General features: G+C 64.8%; 20 protein-coding genes. 10 read left to right on the top strand and 10 right to left on the bottom strand.

Going from position 1 to position 19234, the window contains the following annotated elements:
* Positions 1-9 precede the first annotated feature (9 nt).
* Positions 10-300: a DUF982 domain-containing protein gene (locus CK224_RS23300; protein ID WP_095783366.1), complete on the bottom strand. Its 291-nt coding sequence runs from the start codon at positions 298-300 to the stop codon at positions 10-12.
* A gap of 149 nt (positions 301-449) precedes the next feature.
* Here CK224_RS23300 and CK224_RS23295 point away from each other — a divergent pair, with 149 nt between their 5' ends.
* A complete protein-coding gene (locus CK224_RS23295) occupies positions 450-809 on the top strand; it encodes a hypothetical protein (protein WP_095783365.1) in 360 nt (119 codons plus the stop codon).
* Between the two features lie 96 nt (positions 810-905).
* On the opposite strand, the gene CK224_RS23290 is transcribed toward CK224_RS23295, so the two are convergent.
* A complete protein-coding gene (locus tag CK224_RS23290; RefSeq protein WP_095783468.1) occupies positions 906-1508 on the bottom strand; it encodes a cupin in 603 nt (200 codons plus the stop codon).
* A 219-nt stretch (positions 1509-1727) separates the two neighbouring features.
* Here CK224_RS23290 and CK224_RS23285 point away from each other — a divergent pair, with 219 nt between their 5' ends.
* Positions 1728-2246, top strand: a complete 519-nt coding sequence (locus CK224_RS23285) for a hypothetical protein (RefSeq protein WP_141245854.1) — start codon at positions 1728-1730, stop codon at positions 2244-2246.
* A 61-nt stretch (positions 2247-2307) separates the two neighbouring features.
* Here CK224_RS23285 and CK224_RS23280 read toward each other — a convergent pair whose 3' ends face one another.
* Genes CK224_RS23280 through CK224_RS23260 form a run of 5 tightly spaced genes read right to left on the bottom strand, consistent with a single transcriptional unit; the run spans position 2308 to position 6631 of the window.
* A complete protein-coding gene (locus CK224_RS23280; protein ID WP_245426141.1) occupies positions 2308-3465 on the bottom strand; it encodes an arabinose transporter in 1158 nt (385 codons plus the stop codon).
* 48 nt (positions 3466-3513) lie between these two features.
* On the bottom strand, positions 3514-4530 hold the full coding sequence (locus CK224_RS23275; protein WP_095783362.1) for a zinc-dependent alcohol dehydrogenase family protein: 1017 nt from the start codon (positions 4528-4530) through the stop codon (positions 3514-3516).
* 28 nt (positions 4531-4558) lie between these two features.
* Positions 4559-4954 (bottom strand): cupin domain-containing protein, encoded by a 396-nt coding sequence (locus CK224_RS23270; RefSeq protein WP_095783361.1) that lies wholly within the window; start codon positions 4952-4954, stop codon positions 4559-4561.
* A gap of 19 nt (positions 4955-4973) precedes the next feature.
* Positions 4974-5444 (bottom strand): cyclophilin-like fold protein, encoded by a 471-nt coding sequence (locus CK224_RS23265; RefSeq protein WP_095783360.1) that lies wholly within the window; start codon positions 5442-5444, stop codon positions 4974-4976.
* Positions 5441-6631, bottom strand: a complete 1191-nt coding sequence (locus CK224_RS23260; protein ID WP_095778933.1) for an MFS transporter — start codon at positions 6629-6631, stop codon at positions 5441-5443. Before CK224_RS23260 ends, CK224_RS23265 begins: the two co-directional genes overlap by 4 nt.
* 147 nt (positions 6632-6778) lie before the next feature.
* Here CK224_RS23260 and CK224_RS23255 point away from each other — a divergent pair, with 147 nt between their 5' ends.
* The 4 genes from CK224_RS23255 to CK224_RS23240 all read left to right on the top strand — a co-directional run bounded on the left by CK224_RS23255 (position 6779) and on the right by CK224_RS23240 (position 10967).
* A complete protein-coding gene (locus CK224_RS23255; protein ID WP_095778934.1) occupies positions 6779-7672 on the top strand; it encodes a LysR family transcriptional regulator in 894 nt (297 codons plus the stop codon).
* A 147-nt stretch (positions 7673-7819) separates the two neighbouring features.
* Positions 7820-8647 carry a transporter substrate-binding domain-containing protein gene (locus CK224_RS23250; protein WP_245418747.1) on the top strand — a complete coding sequence of 276 codons (828 nt, stop codon included), beginning with the start codon at positions 7820-7822 and terminating at the stop codon, positions 8645-8647.
* A gap of 49 nt (positions 8648-8696) precedes the next feature.
* Positions 8697-9977, top strand: a complete 1281-nt coding sequence (locus CK224_RS23245; RefSeq protein WP_095778987.1) for an FAD-binding oxidoreductase — start codon at positions 8697-8699, stop codon at positions 9975-9977.
* Between the two features lie 18 nt (positions 9978-9995).
* Complete coding sequence (locus CK224_RS23240; protein ID WP_066993007.1) at positions 9996-10967, top strand: amino acid ABC transporter permease; 972 nt, start codon at positions 9996-9998, stop codon at positions 10965-10967.
* A gap of 3 nt (positions 10968-10970) precedes the next feature.
* Here CK224_RS23240 and CK224_RS23235 read toward each other — a convergent pair whose 3' ends face one another.
* Together CK224_RS23235 and CK224_RS23230 are read right to left on the bottom strand one after the other, a co-directional pair.
* On the bottom strand, positions 10971-11786 hold the full coding sequence (locus tag CK224_RS23235; protein ID WP_095783359.1) for a PfkB family carbohydrate kinase: 816 nt from the start codon (positions 11784-11786) through the stop codon (positions 10971-10973).
* A 32-nt stretch (positions 11787-11818) separates the two neighbouring features.
* Complete coding sequence (locus CK224_RS23230) at positions 11819-12832, bottom strand: SIS domain-containing protein (RefSeq protein ID WP_095783358.1); 1014 nt, start codon at positions 12830-12832, stop codon at positions 11819-11821.
* A 186-nt stretch (positions 12833-13018) separates the two neighbouring features.
* On the opposite strand from CK224_RS23230, the gene CK224_RS23225 reads away from it, so the two are divergent.
* The 4 genes from CK224_RS23225 to CK224_RS23210 all read left to right on the top strand — a co-directional run bounded on the left by CK224_RS23225 (position 13019) and on the right by CK224_RS23210 (position 16958).
* Positions 13019-13750 carry a GntR family transcriptional regulator gene (locus CK224_RS23225; protein ID WP_095783467.1) on the top strand — a complete coding sequence of 244 codons (732 nt, stop codon included), beginning with the start codon at positions 13019-13021 and terminating at the stop codon, positions 13748-13750.
* 433 nt (positions 13751-14183) lie between these two features.
* Complete coding sequence (locus tag CK224_RS23220) at positions 14184-14750, top strand: TetR/AcrR family transcriptional regulator (RefSeq protein WP_095778938.1); 567 nt, start codon at positions 14184-14186, stop codon at positions 14748-14750.
* Positions 14751-14789: 39 nt separating this feature from the next.
* Positions 14790-16064: a beta-ketoacyl-ACP synthase II gene (gene fabF, locus CK224_RS23215; protein ID WP_095783357.1), complete on the top strand. Its 1275-nt coding sequence runs from the start codon at positions 14790-14792 to the stop codon at positions 16062-16064.
* Positions 16065-16142: 78 nt separating this feature from the next.
* Complete coding sequence (locus CK224_RS23210) at positions 16143-16958, top strand: oxidoreductase (protein ID WP_095783356.1); 816 nt, start codon at positions 16143-16145, stop codon at positions 16956-16958.
* Between the two features lie 72 nt (positions 16959-17030).
* Here CK224_RS23210 and CK224_RS23205 read toward each other — a convergent pair whose 3' ends face one another.
* Positions 17031-18980, bottom strand: a complete 1950-nt coding sequence (locus tag CK224_RS23205) for a GGDEF domain-containing phosphodiesterase (protein WP_245426137.1) — start codon at positions 18978-18980, stop codon at positions 17031-17033.
* Positions 18981-19234 lie beyond the last annotated feature (254 nt).

The following is a 19234-nucleotide window of genomic DNA, read 5'->3' as shown; positions in this document are numbered from 1 at the left end:
AGCGATCGATCACGCCGCCATCCATTCCTGCGCGGCACGCGCCGCGGCCAGTTCCATCGCTTCGGCAGCGAGAATGCCGCGCGACCTCGCGAACGCTTCGAAGGCGACGCGTGCGGCTTCGGCATCCTGTTCACCCGCGACCGCCGCCCGGCACAGCGCGAGGGTCGTTGCGTAGGTCGGGCTGCGGCTGCCCGTCCATTCGTCGAGAAACTGATAGGCCTCGAAGACGGTGTTTATCTCGCGCGGAAAGCCTAGCCCGACGAAGATTGCGACGGGCTGAGAGAAACGCTTGGCGGGCATTGCTGTGGGCTCCATGAGGTAAGCTGCTTCGACAACGCGCGTCCCGCAGGCCGGTTGCAGCTCGAAAGCGATTTTGGTTCCCGTCGACGGATGCTTGCCCGAAGCCTCCGTGTGTGTTTTCTCGCCCGCACATTAGGAAAGGCTTGCGGATGCGAATCGCAATGATCCTTGCGCTCAACGCGGCGCTGGCTGGATGCGTGACCTCTCCGGTCGACTACGGAGCGAAGCTGTCGCAGCAGGACCCGAAATGGGCCTCGCCGGAATGCCAGCAGGCCCGCATTGCGGCCTCGGACTACGACGTGCGCGAAAAGGAGCATCCCGGCTGGGGTTTTGGCGTGCTGCTCGGTCCGTACAGCATGGGGATGGTGGCGGCGGTGAAGGAGCATGAGCAGCAACAGCGACGGCTTCTTGCCCGCCAGGTGCACCTGCAATGCTCCAGCCAGCCGTTGCCCAAGGAGCTGGATTTCGATCCGGCAACCTACGCGCCGAAGAAGACGCAGTATCCGTAGGCGAAGGCGCGCCGCTGCGACTTCGAATCGGCGGCCGCTGTTTCTTGTTGAAGGCGCAGGTGGGGATGGCCTCGCTTGATGGCGAGATGCTTGCATTCAGCGTTCGCCCCACGCCTTCAGCAATGGTCCGTCGCGGCCATAGACCGGGTCCTTGCGCGGCCGGCTCACCTTCGGGATCATGCGTAGCGCTTCCGCATGCTGCTCGGGCTTGGTGCATTCGTCATAGGTGCCGGAGGGCGGATAGGCGCCGACGACGAGGAAATCGTCGGAAGCCGAGAGCCGCTGGTGACCGGTGCCGGCCGGCAGGACCGCGACGTCGCCGGCCTTGACCGTGAGCGCGCGGCCCTTGTCGCCGCCGAAGCGCACCTTGGCCGTGCCGCGCGCAATGCCCAGCACCTCATGGATGCGCGAGTGGTAGTGGACATAATCGTAGATGCCGTTGCGCCAACTGCCGCCCCAGCCATTCGCCTTGAATAGCTCCTCGAAGACGGCTGCCGGATCGAGATCGTCCGGCAACGTCACGGCGCCGCGGTAAACGATCAGCGGCCAGGACGGATGGTTCGGAACCAGGCCGTCGTCCTTGAAGCGGAAGGCATTGGCTTTCCTCTGCCTGACCAGATCCGCGAGCCTGGACGTGCCCGGTCTTGCGATCCCAGTCAGCTTCTCCGCTGCTTTCTTGATGCTCTCGACAATGCTCAAAGCCGGGCCCTCCATAAGTGCCGCTTGCAACGCCTTGCGACCTCGGCCGACTGAACTCAACCCGTGGGGACGGCCTTGGTTCCAGAGGTTGGCGACGCACGATCGCGGCACGAGCGACCCCCATTGCTTCCCGGCATCGCAGCGGTCAAGCTGCGGGAGGTTGCCGGCGTCCATGCGCGACGCCAGGAATGGCCGCGCGCCCTTCCCGAGGAGTTCAAAATGCGTGCATTTTGCCTTTCGACCATCGGCGTTTTCGTTTCGGTGGTGCTTGCGGCATCCGCCTTCCCAGTGCTCGCTTCAGGCAGCGCGGCAAAGGCCCAAAATCTCCATCAACTGTGCCGCCAGGTGAAGAACGACGATACGACCCGCGCCTACTCGCACGAGCTCTACGGCGGCACGGTCAAGGCGTTCAGGAAGCTCTTTCCGGACGCCAAGGGCGCGCCGGCGGAATCGGAACTGCAGGCGCAGACCAACTACCGCTGCATGAACGGCAAGGTGCTGGCCTGCTTCGTCGGGGCAAACCTGCCCTGCGCCAAAATGAACGCCGCGCGCGACAATCCCGGCGCGGCCGAATTCTGCAAGGCCAACCCGAATGACGACGTCGTGCCAGCCTTCGCGACCGGTCACGACGCGCTCTATTCCTACAAATGCCTGGACGGCAAGGCGGTGGTGACCGGCGAGACCTGGGTGCTCGACAAGCGCGGCTTTGCCGCCCGGTTGTGGGCCGAAGTGCCCTGAAGCTGACCGAAGAGCCGATCCGACGACCTGCAGAAACGGCGCAGCGGCGGCGCGCTTGCCCTTACATCCTTGCCCGGGCTGACCTGCGGCGAAGCAAGAGCGCGATGGCCAAAGCCGGAAGTGCCGCCGCGGCGGCGGCGAGGAAGACGAACCGCAGCCCGGCGGACGCGGCGATCAGGCCGAGCGCCGGACTGCCGAAGCCGAGCGCCACGTCGAGAAAGACGGTGTAGAGCCCCATGGCAAGGCCGCGGCTGCTTGCGGGGAGATGGGCGACCGCCTCGGCGCCGAGGCCCGGATAGACCAGCGAGTAGCCGAGCCCGGTCAGGCCCGCTCCGATGGCCGCGACGAGCGGCCCCGGCGCCAGCCAGATCGATAGAAGACCCGCCGCCTCGACCACCACGAAGATGGCGGCGACGCGGGCGCCGCCGAGCCTGTCCGGCAGGTGGCCGAAGCACAGCCTTGCCGCGATCAGCGATGCCGCATAGGCGGTGAAGGGAAGCCAGACCGGATGCCAGCCGCGCTCGGCAAAGAGCAGTGCTGCGAAGGACAGGATCGCGCCATAGCCGAGGCTGCTGAGGGCCGCTCCGACGCCCGGAAGCCAGACCGCTTGCGCGACGCTCGTCCAGGACTGCCGCGCGGCGCTGCCGGCGGCCTTGACGCCGCGCATCGGCAGAGTGGCGAGCAGTGTTGCAAGGGGCAGGACCATTGTGGCGAGAGCGATCGCGGCGAAGCCCCCGGCTTCATAGAGCGCGGACCCGATCGGCGCGCCGAGCGCCAGCGCCGCGAACATTGCCATGCCGATCCAGGCGATGACCTTGCCGGAGTTCTGTCCGCCGGCAAGCGCCAGGCCCCAGGCGACGCCGCCGGTGATGATAAAGCTCTCGGCCGCGCCCAGCACCGCCCTGCCCACGAAGAGCACCGTAGCGGACGCGGCCGGCTGAGCGAGCAAAGCCAGCGAGCCGAGATAGACAAGCCCGGCCAGCGCGGCGGCGACAAGGCCGACCGCGACGGCCCGCTTGCCGCCACGCAGATCGGCATAGTTTCCGGCACCAATGCGCGAGAGCAGCGAGGCGACGAATTGGCTGCCCGTCACCAGCCCGACGGCGAACGGGCCGAAGCCGAGCCTGTCATGCAGATGCAGCGGCAGGACGGGCAACGCCAGGCCGATGAGCAGGAAGCCGGCAAAGACCGCCGCCATGATCGGCAGCAATCTCGCCATCGTCCGGCTTTCATCGGCTGCAGTGCCCGTCGCGACCATCGCCGGCGCCTAGACCTCGAGCATGACCTTGATCGCGCGCCGCTCGTCCATGGCGCGGTAGCCCTCAGCGACCTCAGTCAGCGGCAGCTTGAGGTCGAAAACCTTGCCGGGCTTGATCCTGCCCTTGAGCACGCGCTCCATCAGGTCGGGCAGGAAGCGGCGCACCGGCGCCGGGCCGCCGAGCATGCGCTTCTGGCCGAAGAACAGTTTCTGGCCGTCGAAGCTCACGCCATGCGGCACGCCGACATAGCCGATGGTGCCGCCGGGGCGCGAGCAGGCCAGCGCCTGGTCGAAGGATTCGGCCGTACCGACGCATTCCAGCACCGAGTCCGCGCCGACGCCCGCAGTCAGTTCCTTGATGCGGGCGATGCCTTCCTCGCCGCGCTCGGCCACGATGTCGGTCGCGCCGAACTCGCGCGCGAGTTTCTGGCGGCTCTCGTGCCGGCTCATGGCGATGATGCGCTGCGCGCCCATCTCGCTCGCCGCGAGCACGCCCATCAGGCCGACGGCGCCGTCGCCGACGACGACAACCGTCGATCCTTGGCGCACCTCGGCCGCATCCGCCGCATACCAGCCGGTGCCGAGCACATCCGAGACGGCCAACAGGTCAGGCACAAGGTCGGCCGCCGGAACCTCGGAAGTCGCCACCAGGGTGCCGTCGGCCAGCGGCACGCGGGCATAAGGCGCCTGCGCGCCCGACATGAACTCGCGTTGCACGCAGGAGGACTGGAAGCCGAAGCGGCAATGCGGGCAGGTGTTGTCGGAGAGGCAGAAGGAGCCGACGACGAACTGGCCGGGGCGCACGTTGCGCACCTCCGCGCCGACCTCGACGACGATGCCGCAATATTCGTGGCCCATATGCATCGGGCGATCGATCGGCTGCAGCCCGCGATACGGCCACAGGTCCGAGCCGCAGATGCAGCTCGCCGAGAGCTTGATGATGGCGTCCGTCGGGCGAAGGATCTTCGGGTCCTCGATTTCCTCGCAGCGGATATCGCCGGGCTTATGAAGAACAGTTGCGAGCATTTTGCTTTCCTTTTCGTTCGATCGGTGATCAGGCGCGGTAGTCGGCGTCGCTGACATGTTCCAGCCAGTCCACGACCTTGCCGTCCTTGACCTCCTGGAGGGCAATGTGAGTCATGGCCGTCTCGGGCGACGCGCCGTGCCAATGCTTCTCGCCGGGCGCGAACCAGACGACGTCGCCGGGGCGGATCTCCTCGAGCGGCCCGCCCTCGCGCTGCACGCGGCCACGGCCGGAGACGACGATCAGCGTCTGCCCCAGCGGATGCGTATGCCAGGCGGTGCGGGCGCCGGGCTCGAAGGTGACCTGCGCGCCCTGCACCCGCGCGGCATCGAAGGGATTGAAGAGCGGATCGATCCGGACCGTGCCGGTGAACCAGTCGGAAGGCCCCTTGCCGGACGGCCTCGTGCCAGCGCGAAGAATGTCCATGGTGATCTCCTTTGCGTTCTCACATGCGTTCGATGCGCAGCGGGAACTCGCCGCGTATGTGCAGGGCCTCTTCGCCCTCGTCGAAGCGGCCGAGCCTGATCAGCCCGGGATGGCGGTAGTCGGCGTAGAACATCGCCAGATTGCCCCAGGGCACGAAGTAGCAGAGGTCATAGGGCTGCTCGTTGCCGAACGGGCCGCTGCCCTCTTCGGTCAGCTTGCGCGGCAGATAGGCGATCTTCTCGTTATGCGCGTAGTCGTCGATCGTGAGATCGAGCGGCAGCATGGAAAAGAAATCGCGTGCCGAAGGATTGTCGTAGAGCGTGGCCGTCATGGTTCGGCCATTGAATGTCATCCTGATCTTCATGTCGGCGGGTTCCTGGCTGGCCGGGTCCCTGCCCTGCTGGCTGCGGGCGCGCCGCGGCAGGAGCGTTGATGCGAGCGCGGCGCCGAGCAAAATGCGGCGGCTGAGCGTGGGACGGTCGGTCGTCATGGCACGGCCCTCCCGCCCATGCGCGATGCGGCGAACGCGGCGAGCGCCGATCCGCAAAGCAGCGCCGCGCCGAAGGCAAAGGCTCCCCACCAGCCGACCGTGTCGAAAAGCGTGCCGCCGATCGCGGCGCCGCCGGTAATGGCAAGCTGGATGACGGCCACCTGCAACCCGCCGCCGGCCTCCGCGTCTTCAGGCAGCGTGCGGCTGAGCCAGGTGCCCCAGCCGACGGGCGCGGCCGTGCCGAAGAAACCCCAGACGAAAAGCAGCAGGGCCGTGGGAAGGGGTATTGCGCCGAGGGCGATGAGCGCGAGCGCAAGCACGGCCATGACCAGCGGAATGACGATCAGGATGCTGAACAGACGCGCGCGCAGCAGCCGGCCGATGCACCAGGTGCCGCCGACGCCCGCGAGCCCCATGACCAGCAGGATCGCCGAAAGCGTCGCGACGTCGACCTGGGTGACCCTTTCGAGGAAGGGACGCAGATAGGTGAAGAGCGCGAACTGGCCCATGAACAGCATCATGACCGATGCCATGCCGATGGCGACCGGAGGACGGCCGAGAAGAGCCAGGCTGTTGCCCGGCCGCTTTCGCCGGCGCGGCGGGAGCGGTGGCAGGCTGAGCCACTGCCAGACGAGCGCCAGGAACCCGAGCGGCACGACCAGGAAGAACGCGCCGCGCCAACCGGCATAGGCCCCAAGCAGGCTGCCCAGCGGCGCGGCAATGGTGGCCGCGACGGCGTTGCCGGCGTTCAGCATGGCGAGGCCCTTTGGGACCTGCTCCTCGGGGACGAGGCGCATGACGATCGCGGTCGACATCGACCAGAAGCCGCCGATCGCCATGCCGAGCAGCGCGCGGCCGGCCATCAGGAACGCGTAGTTCGGGGCGAAGGTGACGGCAAGCCCGGACGCGATGAGAAGCACGGTGAAGCCGGTGACGACCAGCCTGCGATCGATGCGGCGCGTCAGACCGGCGACCAGCAGGCTGGTCACGACAGCGAAAATGCCCGAAATCGAGATCGCCTGGCCCGCCCGACCCTCGGTGATACCGAGATCGGTCGCGATCGGCGACAGCAGGCTGACCGGCATGAACTCCGAGGCGATGAGCACCGAAACGCAAAGCGCCATCGAGAGCACCGCGCCCCGCATGGCGCGGTCTTCGACAAGCCTTGTGTCGTAAGTGGTTTCCATTCGTGGGCATCCTTGCAAGCGGGGCGCCGGAATCGCCACGGCCGCCGCGACCTGCCCGGAAGATATTGCAGTGCAACCAATTCGATTAGAGCCGATAATCCGTATGGACTTATCGACCTGTGATATAAATCGACCAGGAGGTTCAACATGCAGCGCGGCGACATGAAAGATTTGCTGTGGTTCCTGGCTGTCGCCCGGGAGCGCAGCTTCACCAGGGCAGCAGCGGAACTCGGCACGTCACAGTCGACGCTCAGCCACACCATCAAGCAGTTGGAAGCCCGCCTCGGCGTTCGCCTGCTTACGCGCACGACGCGAAGCGTGGCGCCGACGGAAGCCGGCGAGCGGCTCTACCAGTCGCTCGCCCCACGCTTCGAGGAGATCGAGGCCGATCTCGCGGGTCTGGTCGCCTTCCGAGACAAGCCCGCTGGCACGGTACGCATCACGCTGTCCGACCATGCGTTGCAGACGACGGTCTGGCCGAAGCTCGAGCCGATGCTCTGCGACTATCCCGACTTGCGCGTCGAGCTCTACAGCGACAACGGCATGCGCAACATCGTGGAGGAGCGCTTCGACGCCGGCGTGCGGCTTGGCGAGAGCGTCGACAGGGACATGATCGCGGTGCGGATCGGCCCCGACTGGCGGCTGGTGGCCATCGCCTCGCCGGAGTATTTCTCCCGCCGCCCAGTCCCGAGGATACCGCAGGATCTCGTCGGGCATGACTGCATCGGCCTGCGGCAGGCGACGTTTGGCGGGCTCTATGCCTGGGAGTTCGAGAAGAAGGGCCGCGAGCTTCGGGTCCGGGTCGATGGCCAGCTGACCTTCAACTCGACCCTGCCGATGATCGATGCGGCGCTAAGCGGCTACGGCATCGCTTATGTCCCGGAAAACCTCGTCAGCCGCCACATCGCGGACGGGCGGCTGACGCTCGTGCTCGATGATTGGAGCCTGCCCTTTCCGGGCTATCACCTCTATTATCCGAGCCGGCGGCAGCTCTCTCCGGCGATGGCAGTCGTCGTCGAGGCGCTTCGGCATCGGAGTTGAGCCTGGGGCCGGGGGCGGCACGAGCGCCGAGCAGTGGACGCTCATTGCAGGCTGAACTCGGCAATGCCCGACAAAAGATGCTTGACTCGCCCTGCCCCTTCCGGACAATTGCGTTGTCAGACATCTTACATACGAGAGGGAGGTTTCGTGAGGAGATTGATCGCTTGTTTCGCGCTGGCTGCCGGCGCGCTCGCATTCGTGTCGGCAGCGCGAGCGGGAGAAACCCTGGATCGCGTCACATCCAAGAAGGCCATGGTGGTCGCGACCAACAGCGGCTGGCCGCCGCAGAGCTTTCTCGACGAAAGCAACCAGTTGGTGGGTTTTGATATCGACGTCTCGAAAGAGATCGCCAAGCGTCTGGGCGTGGAGGTCAGCTTCGAGACGCCCGACTGGGCCACAATGACCGGCGGCCACTGGCAGGGCCGCTACGACCTCGGCGTCGGCTCGGTGACGCCGACCAAGGCCCGGGCCAAGGTGATCGATTTCGCCGGCATCTATTATTACAGCCCTTATGTTTATGTGGTCCACAAGGACAGCAAGGCGAAGTCCGTGAACGACCTGAACGGCAAGGTGATCGGTGTCGAAACCGCCACGACTTCGGAAGATTTCATCCGCCGTCAGCTGGAGATCGACGCTCCGGGCCTTCCGCCAGTCGAATACAAGCTGCAACCGGGCGAGATACGGACCTTTGCCGATTCCATGCTGCCATTCGACGATTTGAGACTTGGGGACGGCGTGCGGCTCGACGCAGTCATCGCGCCCGAGCAGACCGCCCAGAACGCCATCAAGAACGGGTATCCGCTGCGCATCCTTGAGGGCGACTACGCCTTCCGCGAGCCGCTGGTGGTGATCGCGGACAAGGGTGACGCCGAGTGGACCACCAAGGTCGGCGGCATCATCGACGAGATGAAAAAGGACGGCACGCTCGCCACGCTGACCACCAAATGGTACGGCAAGAACTACAGCGCCGACTGACGTTCTTCGCGGGCGGCTTTCAAGGCCGCCCGCTCTCATGCGATTCATCATGACCTATCCCGATACTTACTATCGCCGCACGCTTGCCGACGAGAAGGTCAGACCACCTTTGGCCGGTCTGGCCGAATGCGACACGGTCATTGTCGGCGGCGGACTGGCCGGTCTGACGACGGCGCTGCAGCTGGCCCGCGCCGGGCGCGAAGTCGTCCTGCTCGAAGCCGAGCGCGTCGGCTTCGGCGCCTCGGGCCGCAACGGCGGCTTCGTCAGCCCCGGCTTCGCCACCGGCAGCGACAATATCGCCGCGATGGCCGGCACCGCGGCGGCACAGAAGCTGCACCGATTGTCGATCGAAGGGGTCGAATTCGTGCGCCAGACGATCAAGGATCTCGACATCAAGACGGCAAAGCCTCGCCCCGGAATTATCGGCGTGCTTCGCCATGACGGCGGCGCCGAACTGAAGGCCCACGCCGAACGGCTGGCGCGGGATTTCGACTATCCGCTCGAATATCTCGAGCGTGACCAGGTGCGCGCGGTGCTGCAGTCCGAGCGCTACTATCAGGGCCTGCGCGACGCCAACGCCTTCCACATTCATCCGCTCAACTATCTGCGCTCCGTCGCCGAGGAGATCGAGCGGCTGGGCGGCAGGATCCACGAGGCTTCGAGCGCCGTCGAGGCGAGACTCGACGGCCCGCAAAAGACCATGCGCACAGCAAACGGCGAAGTACGCGCGCGGCAGGCGGTGTTCGCCACCGGCGGCTACACAGGACGGCTGCTCGGCCAGTTGAGGCGGGCCATGTTGCCGATTGCGACCTATGTGATGCTGAGCGAGGAGGCCCCGGAGCTCATCGCCAGCGCCATCGCGACGACCGACGGCATAGGCGATAGCCGCCGCGCCGGCGACTACTACCGCGCCGTGGAAGACGGGCGGCGGCTGCTCTGGGGTGGGCGCATCACCACGCGGGCCGCTTCGCCGGCGGCGCTGGCCAGGGAATTGCGCCGGGAGATGGTCGGAACCTATCCTCAGCTCGCTGCGCTCAAGACCGAACTCGCCTGGTCGGGGCTGATGGCCTACGCCCGGCACCTGATGCCCCAGATCGGACAGCTGCAGCCAGGCGTCTGGTATCTCACGGCGTTTGGCGGCCATGGCATCAACACCACCGCCATGGCCGGCAAGGTGGTGGCCGAGGCGATACTCGGCCAGTCGGACCGTTACCGGCTGTTCGAACGGTTCGGACTGACCTGGGCGGGCGGGCCGGTCGGGCTTGCCGCGGCGCAACTCACCTATTGGAAGCTACAGGCGCAGGATTGGTGGCGCGAACGCCCCCGCTGACCACAGGGAGATCGACAGGTGATCGGCAGACTGCTGCTCAATTATCCGGACGCCGCGCGTCGCATCGGCATGTGCCTGGCGCTCGCCGCGTTCGCTGCAGGCCTCTACGGGCTTGGCATCAAAGCCGACTGGATCGGCAAGCTGGTTCCGAGCTCCCTCGAATGGCTTGCCGCCAATCCCGCGGCAGCGCGGGGCGTTTCGGCGGTGCTGATCGCGCTGATCGCGGCGGCCAACTGGAAAGCCCTGCAGCAACTCGGGCGCAAACAGCAGATCGTGGCGGTGTGGATCGAGCTGTTCGTGCTGCTGATGCTGTTCTTCTATTCCTTCGACCTGTCGTTCTCTTTCATTGCCAGGAAGATCGGCTTCCTCGTCTCGCAGGGCGTGGTGACGACGCTCTACATCTCCGCCATTTCGATCGCCATCGCCACGGTCATCGCCTTCATCGGCGCCATAGCCAAGCTCTCCAAGAACGGCGTCGTCTATGGCCTGGCAACGTTCTACACCTCGCTGTTCCGCGGGCTGCCGTTGCTGATGCAGATCTACATCATCTATCTCGGCCTGCCGCAGGTCGGCTACGTGATCGGGGCCGTGCCCGCCGGCATCATGGCGCTGTCGCTTTGCTACGGCGCCTACATGACCGAAATTTTCCGCGCCGGCATCGAAAGCATTCCGCGCGGCCAGACCGAGGGCGCCACCGCGCTTGGCCTCAGCCCCAACCAGACGATGTTCCTGGTGATCCTGCCGCAAGCGATGCGCGTCATCGTTCCCCCGACCGGCAACCAGTTCATCGCGATGCTGAAGGATTCCTCGCTGATTTCGGTGGTCGGCGTATGGGAGATCATGTATCTGGCGCGCACGCAGGGCCAGACCGAGTTCCGGCACATCGAGATGCTGATCACCGCCTCGATGATCTACTGGCTGCTGTCGATCGGGCTCGAATTCCTGCAGTCCCGCATCGAGGAACGCTTCGGGCGCTCGCTGAAGCGCTGAACTTCAGTGCGGCATTCCCTCCTGGGGGAAGCCGCCGAGATGGCAGCAGGTCAGCGCGGCGCGGTCGCGGCCGCTTTCGAGACATTGCAACAGCGGCTTTTTGGCCAGCCAGGCGTGGAGAAAGCCGGCAATGAAACTGTCGCCGGCGCCGGTCGTGTCGACGACCTCGACCGGACGGATGCCGGTCTCGGCGCGCTCGCGGGTCGTCACCGCCATCGATCCCTCGGCACCGCGCATGACGACGGCGCAGCCTGCGCCGCGCGACAGAAGATCCGCCGCCATCGCCGCCGCGGCACCATAGGGTTCGCCGGTCGAGCAGAAGGCTATGCTCAGGCCCTCGACGCCGAGATTGGCCGGATCGGCGTTGACCGAAATGTCCTGCGAGACGCTGACGCCTGCCCGCGACAGGCGCCTGCGCAAGGCGCCGCCGTCATCCAGCCAGCCGATATGGACGTGATCCATCGCCTCCAGGATCGCAAGTTCGGCCTCGTGCGGCGCGTATCCGGCGCAGGCGCCGAAATCCTCGGCAGCAATCAGCCGCTCACCTGACGGCAACACTTTGATGTCGGTCCAGGCGGTGTTGCGGTCGCCGACGCGCAGGTGGTCGACCACGACCCGATTGGCTTCGAGCTCGGCGCGGGTGCGCTCGCCTTCGGCGTCGCGGCCGACGGCACCGAAATAGAAGCTCCTATCGCCAAGCCGGGCGAGCTGGACGGCGACGTTGAGCGCGTTGCCGCCGACCAGCGAGCGCCCGATCGGCAAGCCGAGGCGGTCAGTGCAATTGTCGCCGACGGCGGCAAATCGAAATTGAGCCGTCATATCCCCTCTGCTACGCCGCTAAAGGCACGCGCTCAATAGGCTACGCGTTTATAGTAGCGGCGCGTCGTCAGCGGGTGGTTGCGGATCACCTCGAGATGAGCACTGACGCGTTCGAGGGCGGTGGCCAGCACGACCGGCGAAACCAGCGCGCGCACGTCCGCAGAAATGCCGGGCAGTTCGAAGGCGGCGGTGTCGAGCACCGTCGTCTTGTCCGTGTAGTTAGCGGCGAAATTCTCGACCCGCTCGGCCAGCGGCCGGGCGCTGTCCTCGCCCTTGAAGAGAACAACGCTCACGTCTTTTTCCACCAGCTCCAGCGTGCCGTGGAAAAAATCGGAGGCATGCACCGGACGGGTCCGGATCCATTGCATCTCTTCGAGGATGCACATGCCGTAATACCAAGCCTGCGGCCAGACGTTCCCGGCGCCGGTTATGATGTGATAGTCGGAGGCGGCCAGTTTTTGGGCGAAGTCGGCGGCTTGCTTTTCATAGCTCCGCTTCACCTCCAGCAGCAATCGCGGCAACTGCGCCAGCTCGGCGAAAATTCGTTCGGATTCGGCCATCTCGCCGCGATGCTTCAGCACCGAAAGCGCGATGAACAGCGACTGGAGGTAGAAGGACTCGCAGGAGGTGTCGTCCTCAGCGAAGTTGACGAAGACGTGGTCCCCGCCCCTGCCGAGCGGCGTCTCCTCATGCCCGACCAGCGTGATTACCGTCGCTCCGATCTCCCTGATCCTGGCCAGCAGCGCCACGCTTTCCTTGGTGGTGCCCGAGAGCGAAGGCAGCACGACAATCGATTTCTCGGTCAGGTGCACGGATTGGGCAAGCTGCAGCTCGGCAGTGATATCGACGAAGGCGGGAAAGCCGGACCGGCGCTGCAGCAAATGCGCGGCCGGATGCATCAGAATCGCCGCGCCGCCGGTGCCAAGGAAGAAGATGTTTTGTGCCCCGCCGGCGAGACATCGCGCAACGGCGGTTTCGATGCGCTCCCGCAAAGCCACCGCCCCCGATTGAATGCGTACAAACCGGGCTTCGTCGAAATTGAGCATCGTTCCCTCGATCGCTTCTGTTGTAAGACAACTGACATCTTCATGAGGGCATTTCAAGAGAAATCTTGCGGACCGGCTCCGGTCCATTTGGGTGTGCAGCATGTGAAGCGCCACGACATGCCCCGCTTGACCTAGCCGCGATTGTCCGACAACAAAAGGAGAGTTGGCACAATGGGGATCAGGGACTTGGACGAGCCGCTTCGGGATGCGCGCACACTGGCGGTCCAGCTCCGAGACCGCCTTGCCGACCTGATCAGAAGCGAGGGGCTCAAGCCCGGCGACCGGCTGCCGACCGAGTCGCAACTGACGCAGCGCTTCCGCATCTCGCGCCCTGCCCTGCGCGAAGCGCTGAAACTTCTCGAACAGGACGGCGCCATTTCCGTCACCCACGGCCTCGGCCGCTTTGTCACGGCGAACTCTGCCGTGCAGGTCGACCGGCCGATCACGATGTTCGAAAGCGTGACCGACATGTCACGCCATTATGGCTACGACACCATCAACAAGGTTCTGTCTATCGCCGAGGAAACGCCCGATCCGGTGATCCGGCAGCAATTGCGGCTGGCCGACGGAGAGCGCGTCATAAGGCTGGAACGGCTGCGGCTGCACAACGACGTGCCCCTCATCTACTCGCTGGATTACGTGCCGCGCAGCCTTTTGCCCGGCCGCCTTTTCGACATTGAATGGAGTGGTTCGCTGCTCGCGCTGTTGGAAAAACACCGCCACCAGCCGCGTATGTCGGCCGCCTCGGTTTCAGCCGTGACGCTGCCGGACGAAATCGTGCAGCGCAACGACCTGCGCGATTTCGGGCCGGCGCTGCTCATTACGGAAACCTGTTTCGATGCGACCGGGACACCGGTCGTCTATGCCGCCGTCTATCATCGCGGCAGTCATTTCGCCTTCAGCTTCGCACGGCGGTGACGCCCAACGCCGGCGATTCGGGCCCGGCGACGGCGGTGTTCACCGGGACGCTGCCGCTTGGGAATTGAGTTCGAGAAGAAGCCTTCGAACAGGTCCTCTGGTTCACGCGTCTTTTCTTAGGCCCTGGCCAACGAACGCTCTGAGACTCTTGTCCGGCAGCTTGCCAGGCCGCGATCCGTGGCGGGGTAGTCCGGCAGCGTTGCGCTCATCTGCATGTCGCCCACGGTCGAGACCGTCACCTCCCCGCCGGATCTCGAGAGCGCGTAGAGCTGTTCCGGGTAGCCCGGCTCACGGAATCCCGGTCGGCGGGCGCATCTGGCCTGCCGCAAACCTACGCCCCGACGAGCCGCCTATCCCGGATCCTTATTTAGATTGCGCTCAGTCTCTAAATGGCATATAGATTTCGTACGCAATCTAAATGTGGAGGCCGATCATGCGCGTGAGCCGCATTCAGGCTGAGAAGAACCGGCAGACCGTGATCGACGTGGCCAGCCGCCTTTTTCGGGAACATGGGTTCGACGGCATCGGCCTCAAGGATCTGATGAAGGGTGCCGGGCTGACCCAAGGCGCCTTCTACAAGCAGTTCGCGTCGAAGGAGGACTTGGTCGCACAGGCTTCCAGACGGGCGGTGGAGAGTACGGCTGCCCGATGGGCGACGGCGACCGCAGCCAATCCCCGCGATCCGCTTGGGGCGGTGATGGCATTTTACCTCAGCATGGGCCATCGCGAGCAAAGGATGGACGGCTGCCCGGTCGCGGCGCTCTGCTCGGATGCCGCGAGACAGGGGGCCGAGGTGAAAGGGTCGTTCGAAGCCGGCATCAAACAGTATCTCGAAATCATCGGCCGATTGATTGGCGAAGAGCCCAACAGCAAGGCCATGGCCATTCTTTCGACGATGGTCGGCGCGCTGACATTGTCGCGCGTCGTCAACGATCCCGACCTCGCTCAGGCCTTTCTGGATGCGGCGGCCGAACAGGTTCGCGACGCAGTCACGGCTTGAACCGCGCGGGACTGACGACTGGGATTGATAGGAGAATAGATGCGACGGATTGTTGTAACGGGCATGGGCGCGGTCACGCCGCTTGCGGCGGATGTCGAGACGTCCTGGTCGCGTCTCCTGGCCGGCCGCTCTGGTATCCGCAGGCTCGCGGACGAGGTGGTGGAAGATTTGCCGGCGAAGATCGGCGGCGTGGTCCCTTCCCTGGAGGAAGATCCCCAAGGCGGCCTCGATCCGAACGCTTTCCTGGCGCCGAAGGATCAGCGCAAGGTCGACCGCTTCATCCTGTTCGCGCTGGCCGCTGCGGAAGAGGCGCTTGCCCAGGCGAGATGGAAACCGGCCTCGGAAAAGGATCGGGTTCGCACGGCGACGATCATCGCTTCTGGTGTCGGAGGTTTTCCCGCCATCACCGAGGCGGTCCGGACCGTCGACCGGCGCGGCGTTCGGCGCCTTTCACCGTTTACGGTGCCGTCTTTCCTGGTGAACCTCGCGGCTGGCCACGTCTCGATCCGCTACGGCTTCAAAGGCCACATCGGCGCGCCGGTAACCGCATGCGCCGCCGGCATCCAGGCGATCGGCGATGCGGCTCGCATCATCCGCGCCAATGAGGCCGATATCGCTTTGTGCGGCGGCACCGAGGCATGCATGAACACCGTCAGCTTGGGCGGCTTCGCAGCGGCACGCTCGCTTTCGACCTCCTTCAATCACCGCCCCGATCAGGCTTCTCGTCCGTTCGACATGTCGCGGGACGGGTTCGTCATGGGCGAAGGCGCCGGCATCCTGGTCATCGAGGAATTGAGCCATGCGCTGGCTCGCGGCGCGAAACCGCTCGCCGAGGTCGTCGGCTACGGCACCACGGCGGATGCCTATCATGTCACTTCCGGCCCCGAGGACGGCGATGGCGCGCGACGTGCCATGGAGATCGCGATTGCCCAGGCCGGCATCTCGCCACGCGACATCCGCCACCTCAATGCGCATGCGACCTCCACGCCGGTGGGCGACCTGGGAGAAATCGAAGCGATCAAAAGGGTCTTCGGCGCGGATTTCTCGATCGCCGTCAGCGGGACCAAGTCGGCGACCGGACACCTGCTCGGCGCTGCCGGCGGGCTCGGCGCGATCTTCACGATATTGGCGCTCAGGGACCAGGTGGCGCCGCCAACCCTCAATCTGGGCGCGCCCGATCCGGCCGGCGAGGGGATAGACTTCGTCGCGAACCAAGCCCGGCCAATGGAAATGGACTACGCGATCTCCAATGGTTTTGGCTTCGGAGGTGTGAACGCCAGCGCGCTGTTCCGGCGCTGGGACGGACAGGCATGAACGGTCGAGCCGCTCCCTGGCTGAGGCTTTTGTTTCGGCCTTCCGATTTCCCCACTCCAGCCGCAAGAAAGTGATCTCATGGAAAAGACCAATCCTGGCGTCGCCCTCGTCACAGGGGCATCCTCGGGCATCGGGCGCGCAACAGCCGCAGCCCTCCGGAACGCGGGCTTTCGCGTGTTCGGAACCAGCCGTCGCGCGATCTCCGAACAGTCCGACGGCGTTACCATGCTGACCGGCGACGTGACCGACGACGCGTCCGTATCGAAGCTGGTCGAAGAGGTGCTGGCCGAAACCGGACGCATAGACCTGCTCGTCAACAATGCCGGCATCGGCCTGCTCGGCGGCGCGGAGGAATCCTCGACTGCGCAGGCTCAGGCGCTGTTTGATGTCAATGTCTTTGGTGTCATCCGGATGACCAACGCGGTGCTGCCGACAATGCGACGCCAACGGAGCGGCAGAATCGTGAATTTGAGTTCCGTGCTGGGCCTGATTCCGGCTCCCTATTCCGCTCTCTATGCGTCGACCAAGCATGCGATCGAAGGCTATTCAGAATCGCTGGACCATGAACTGCGCTCGTTCGGAATTCGCGTGGTGCTGGTCGAGCCCGCCTACACCCGCACGTCGTTTGAAGAAAATCTCGCAAGGCCCGATCAGTTGCTGGACATCTATGGCACCGCGCGCGCCGGCATGGATGTGGTTCTGCGGAAAGCCATCGAGACAGGCGATGCGCCCGAGATCGTGGCCAAGACGGTCTTGCAAGCGGCGACCGCCTGCGTTCCACGGAGGCGCTATGCTGCCGGAAAAATGGCTCGCCAGATCAGCTTGCTGCGCCGTTTCGTTCCCGAATCCGCCTTCGACAAGAGCCTGCGAAAGCAAAACGGCCTGCCGGCCTGATATCCAAGTCGCCGACAGGGTCTTTCGAGGCTCTCTGACACAGGAGTTGGGCAGCCATAGCCGCCCACCCCCTTAGGCGGCGCTGCCGGTTCGGCGCGACGGGAGTTGCCCGGGATCACAGGCGGCCCTTGCGGGGGCAGAGGTGTCGAAATGCCTCGGCTCGAAGGCCAGCGCATCGTGCATGGGAAGCGCCGCCGAAAAGAGGAAGCCCTGCGCGATCATGCAATCGAGCGAGCGCAGGATAAGCCGATCGGCGTCCGTTTCGACCCCCTCCGCCATGACCTCTATGCCAAGCGTTCGTCCGAGATCAATGACCGCCTTGACCAGCGCCTGATCTTCCACGGACTTGGCCAGATCGCGAACGAAGTCCTTGTCGATCTTGATCTTGCGGATCCGACTGTCCTTCAGCGAAACCAGGGTCGAAAAGCCGGTGCCGAAATCGTCCAGCACGATCGATATGCCCGCGTCCGCCAGGCGTTCCAGCTTTTCGTCGACCCGGGCGCGATCCACGGGCGCCTCTTCGGTGATCTCTATCTCGAGCATGGCCGCGGGGACATTCCTCGTCTTCAGGATGTCCAGCATCATATCGTCGACATTGCCTGCCTCGAGTTCACGCGGCGACAGATTCATCGCAACGCGCACATCCTGGCGCCCTTTCCTCGCCAGTTCCTCGATCATGGAGCAGCAATTGAGAAAGACCTTCTCCGTCAGCAAGGAAAGCAGACCGGTTTCGCGTGCCGCTGTCACGATCTCCGGCGGGGGAATGGCGCCGTGAACCGGGTGCTGCCACCGCAGCAGCGCTTCGAAGCCGGCGACCGCTTGCGTGTCCAGCCGAACGATGGGCTGGAACCAGGAGCAAAGCGTGCCTCTCTCGATGGCTGCGCGCAGGTCGCGCTCGATGCAGTGCTTGCGTTCGAGCCCTTGATCGAGCTCGGCATCGAAGAGGCAGTATTCGTTCCTGCCGCTGCGCTTGGCCGCGTAAAGCGCGAAGTCGGCGCGCAGCAGCATCTCCGTCAGTCGCGGTGTCTCCGATACGTAGATACCGATCGAGGCGCCGACACGCACCGATTTCAATGCCGGATCCGGATTGGCGATGGCCGCGATGATCAAGGTCGCAAGCTCGTCTATCGAGTGCTGCGAGCTTGCGGCGGAAAAGAGCAGCACGAACTCGTCGCCGCCGATGCGCGCGATCGTTGCCCCCGGCGGCGCGTGGTTCTCTATCCTGCGCGCGACCCGGACCAGCAGGTCGTCGCCGATATTGTGACCATAGGTGTCATTGACGGATTTGAAGCCGTCGAGATCGATCAGCATGGTCACGAACGGACCGTCGGAAAAACCCATCTCGCCGATTGCGTGCTCGAGCCCGTGCCTGTTGAGCAAGTTCGTCAGCGGATCGCACCTGGAGTTTCGTTCCATCCGGGCCGCGAACGCCCGCGCTTCGTATTTGAGGCGGCTCGTCTCCTTGAAGCGAGCCTGCCCGAGCAGCGAGCTTCTGATCATGCCTCCAAGAAAAAGCAGGACCGTGAAGCCGAGGACGTAGTTCTCGATATTGCCTTTCGCCAACACGCATCCTGCGGCGATCAGAAGCGGCAATGTCAAGAAGTTGATCGAAGCCGGCGCGTATGACGCACCATAGGTGACCGAACCGGCCGACAGGCCGGCGAGGACGACCAGATAGAGCGGCGCCTGGGGAGTGGTGTATCCATCCGACAGCACCGCCAGAAAAGACCAGGCGATGCCCGATGCCAGCGCCAACAGCCCGTAAACGGAAAGCCGCGCATCGACCCGCGTCGACCGGCCATCGGGCCCATTAAAGGCAATTTCCGGCTGGGCGAGCGCCAGTCCTATGCGGGCGCCGTTGATGATCGTGACCGCCGCAAACCACAGAACCGCCGCCGGGCCACCGCCCGAGAGCATCTGCACGGCCAGGATCAGGGCCGAGAGAACGGTGCCGATGGGCATCGAGATGAAAAGGCCCTTCTTCAGGTCAGCGAACTGATCCCGCAGAATTCCCGCTTCCACGGCTTCGCTTTGCCCCTGAAGGGCTGAATCTGGGCCAGGCTGGTCGGAATCTCTCATGCCTAGTGGCTAAACGAGCGGAATGAAAATCGCGTTAAGGATTTCAGCGACTTACGGCGCATCAGTCATCGATAGGCGAGCGCGACGGTCCGGCCCGCCTCCCCCGGTGTGGCCGGAGCTTGCGAAAATCTGTCGGTCCGTTGGGAACCGATCTGACGAAACTCCATCAAATCATTCTTCGGTCGCTACGGTCACCA

The sequence above is a fragment of the Mesorhizobium sp. WSM3862 genome, assembly GCF_002294985.1.
In the GTDB taxonomy this organism is placed as follows: domain Bacteria; phylum Pseudomonadota; class Alphaproteobacteria; order Rhizobiales; family Rhizobiaceae; genus Mesorhizobium.
The sequence above is the reverse complement of the archived record's forward strand: the minus strand, read 5'-3'. Positions and strand labels throughout refer to the sequence as shown.

Bases quoted from the DNA above. Each gene is read 5' to 3' on its own strand.
- CK224_RS23210 (WP_095783356.1), top strand. From the start codon at position 16,143: ATGGAAAAGACCAATCCTGGCGTCGCCCTCGTCACAGGGGCATCCTCG.
- CK224_RS23260 (WP_095778933.1), bottom strand. From the start codon at position 6,631: ATGGAAACCACTTACGACACAAGGCTTGTCGAAGACCGCGCCATGCGG.
- CK224_RS23235 (WP_095783359.1), bottom strand. From the start codon at position 11,786: ATGACGGCTCAATTTCGATTTGCCGCCGTCGGCGACAATTGCACTGAC.
- CK224_RS23275 (WP_095783362.1), bottom strand. From the start codon at position 4,530: ATGCTCGCAACTGTTCTTCATAAGCCCGGCGATATCCGCTGCGAGGAA.
- CK224_RS23295 (WP_095783365.1), top strand. From the start codon at position 450: ATGCGAATCGCAATGATCCTTGCGCTCAACGCGGCGCTGGCTGGATGC.
- fabF (WP_095783357.1), top strand. From the start codon at position 14,790: ATGCGACGGATTGTTGTAACGGGCATGGGCGCGGTCACGCCGCTTGCG.
- CK224_RS23285 (WP_141245854.1), top strand. From the start codon at position 1,728: ATGCGTGCATTTTGCCTTTCGACCATCGGCGTTTTCGTTTCGGTGGTG.
- CK224_RS23265 (WP_095783360.1), bottom strand. From the start codon at position 5,444: ATGACGACCGACCGTCCCACGCTCAGCCGCCGCATTTTGCTCGGCGCC.
- CK224_RS23270 (WP_095783361.1), bottom strand. From the start codon at position 4,954: ATGGACATTCTTCGCGCTGGCACGAGGCCGTCCGGCAAGGGGCCTTCC.
- CK224_RS23245 (WP_095778987.1), top strand. From the start codon at position 8,697: ATGACCTATCCCGATACTTACTATCGCCGCACGCTTGCCGACGAGAAG.
- CK224_RS23220 (WP_095778938.1), top strand. From the start codon at position 14,184: ATGCGCGTGAGCCGCATTCAGGCTGAGAAGAACCGGCAGACCGTGATC.
- CK224_RS23280 (WP_245426141.1), bottom strand. From the start codon at position 3,465: ATGGCGAGATTGCTGCCGATCATGGCGGCGGTCTTTGCCGGCTTCCTG.
- CK224_RS23230 (WP_095783358.1), bottom strand. From the start codon at position 12,832: ATGCTCAATTTCGACGAAGCCCGGTTTGTACGCATTCAATCGGGGGCG.
- CK224_RS23255 (WP_095778934.1), top strand. From the start codon at position 6,779: ATGCAGCGCGGCGACATGAAAGATTTGCTGTGGTTCCTGGCTGTCGCC.
- CK224_RS23300 (WP_095783366.1), bottom strand. From the start codon at position 300: ATGCCCGCCAAGCGTTTCTCTCAGCCCGTCGCAATCTTCGTCGGGCTA.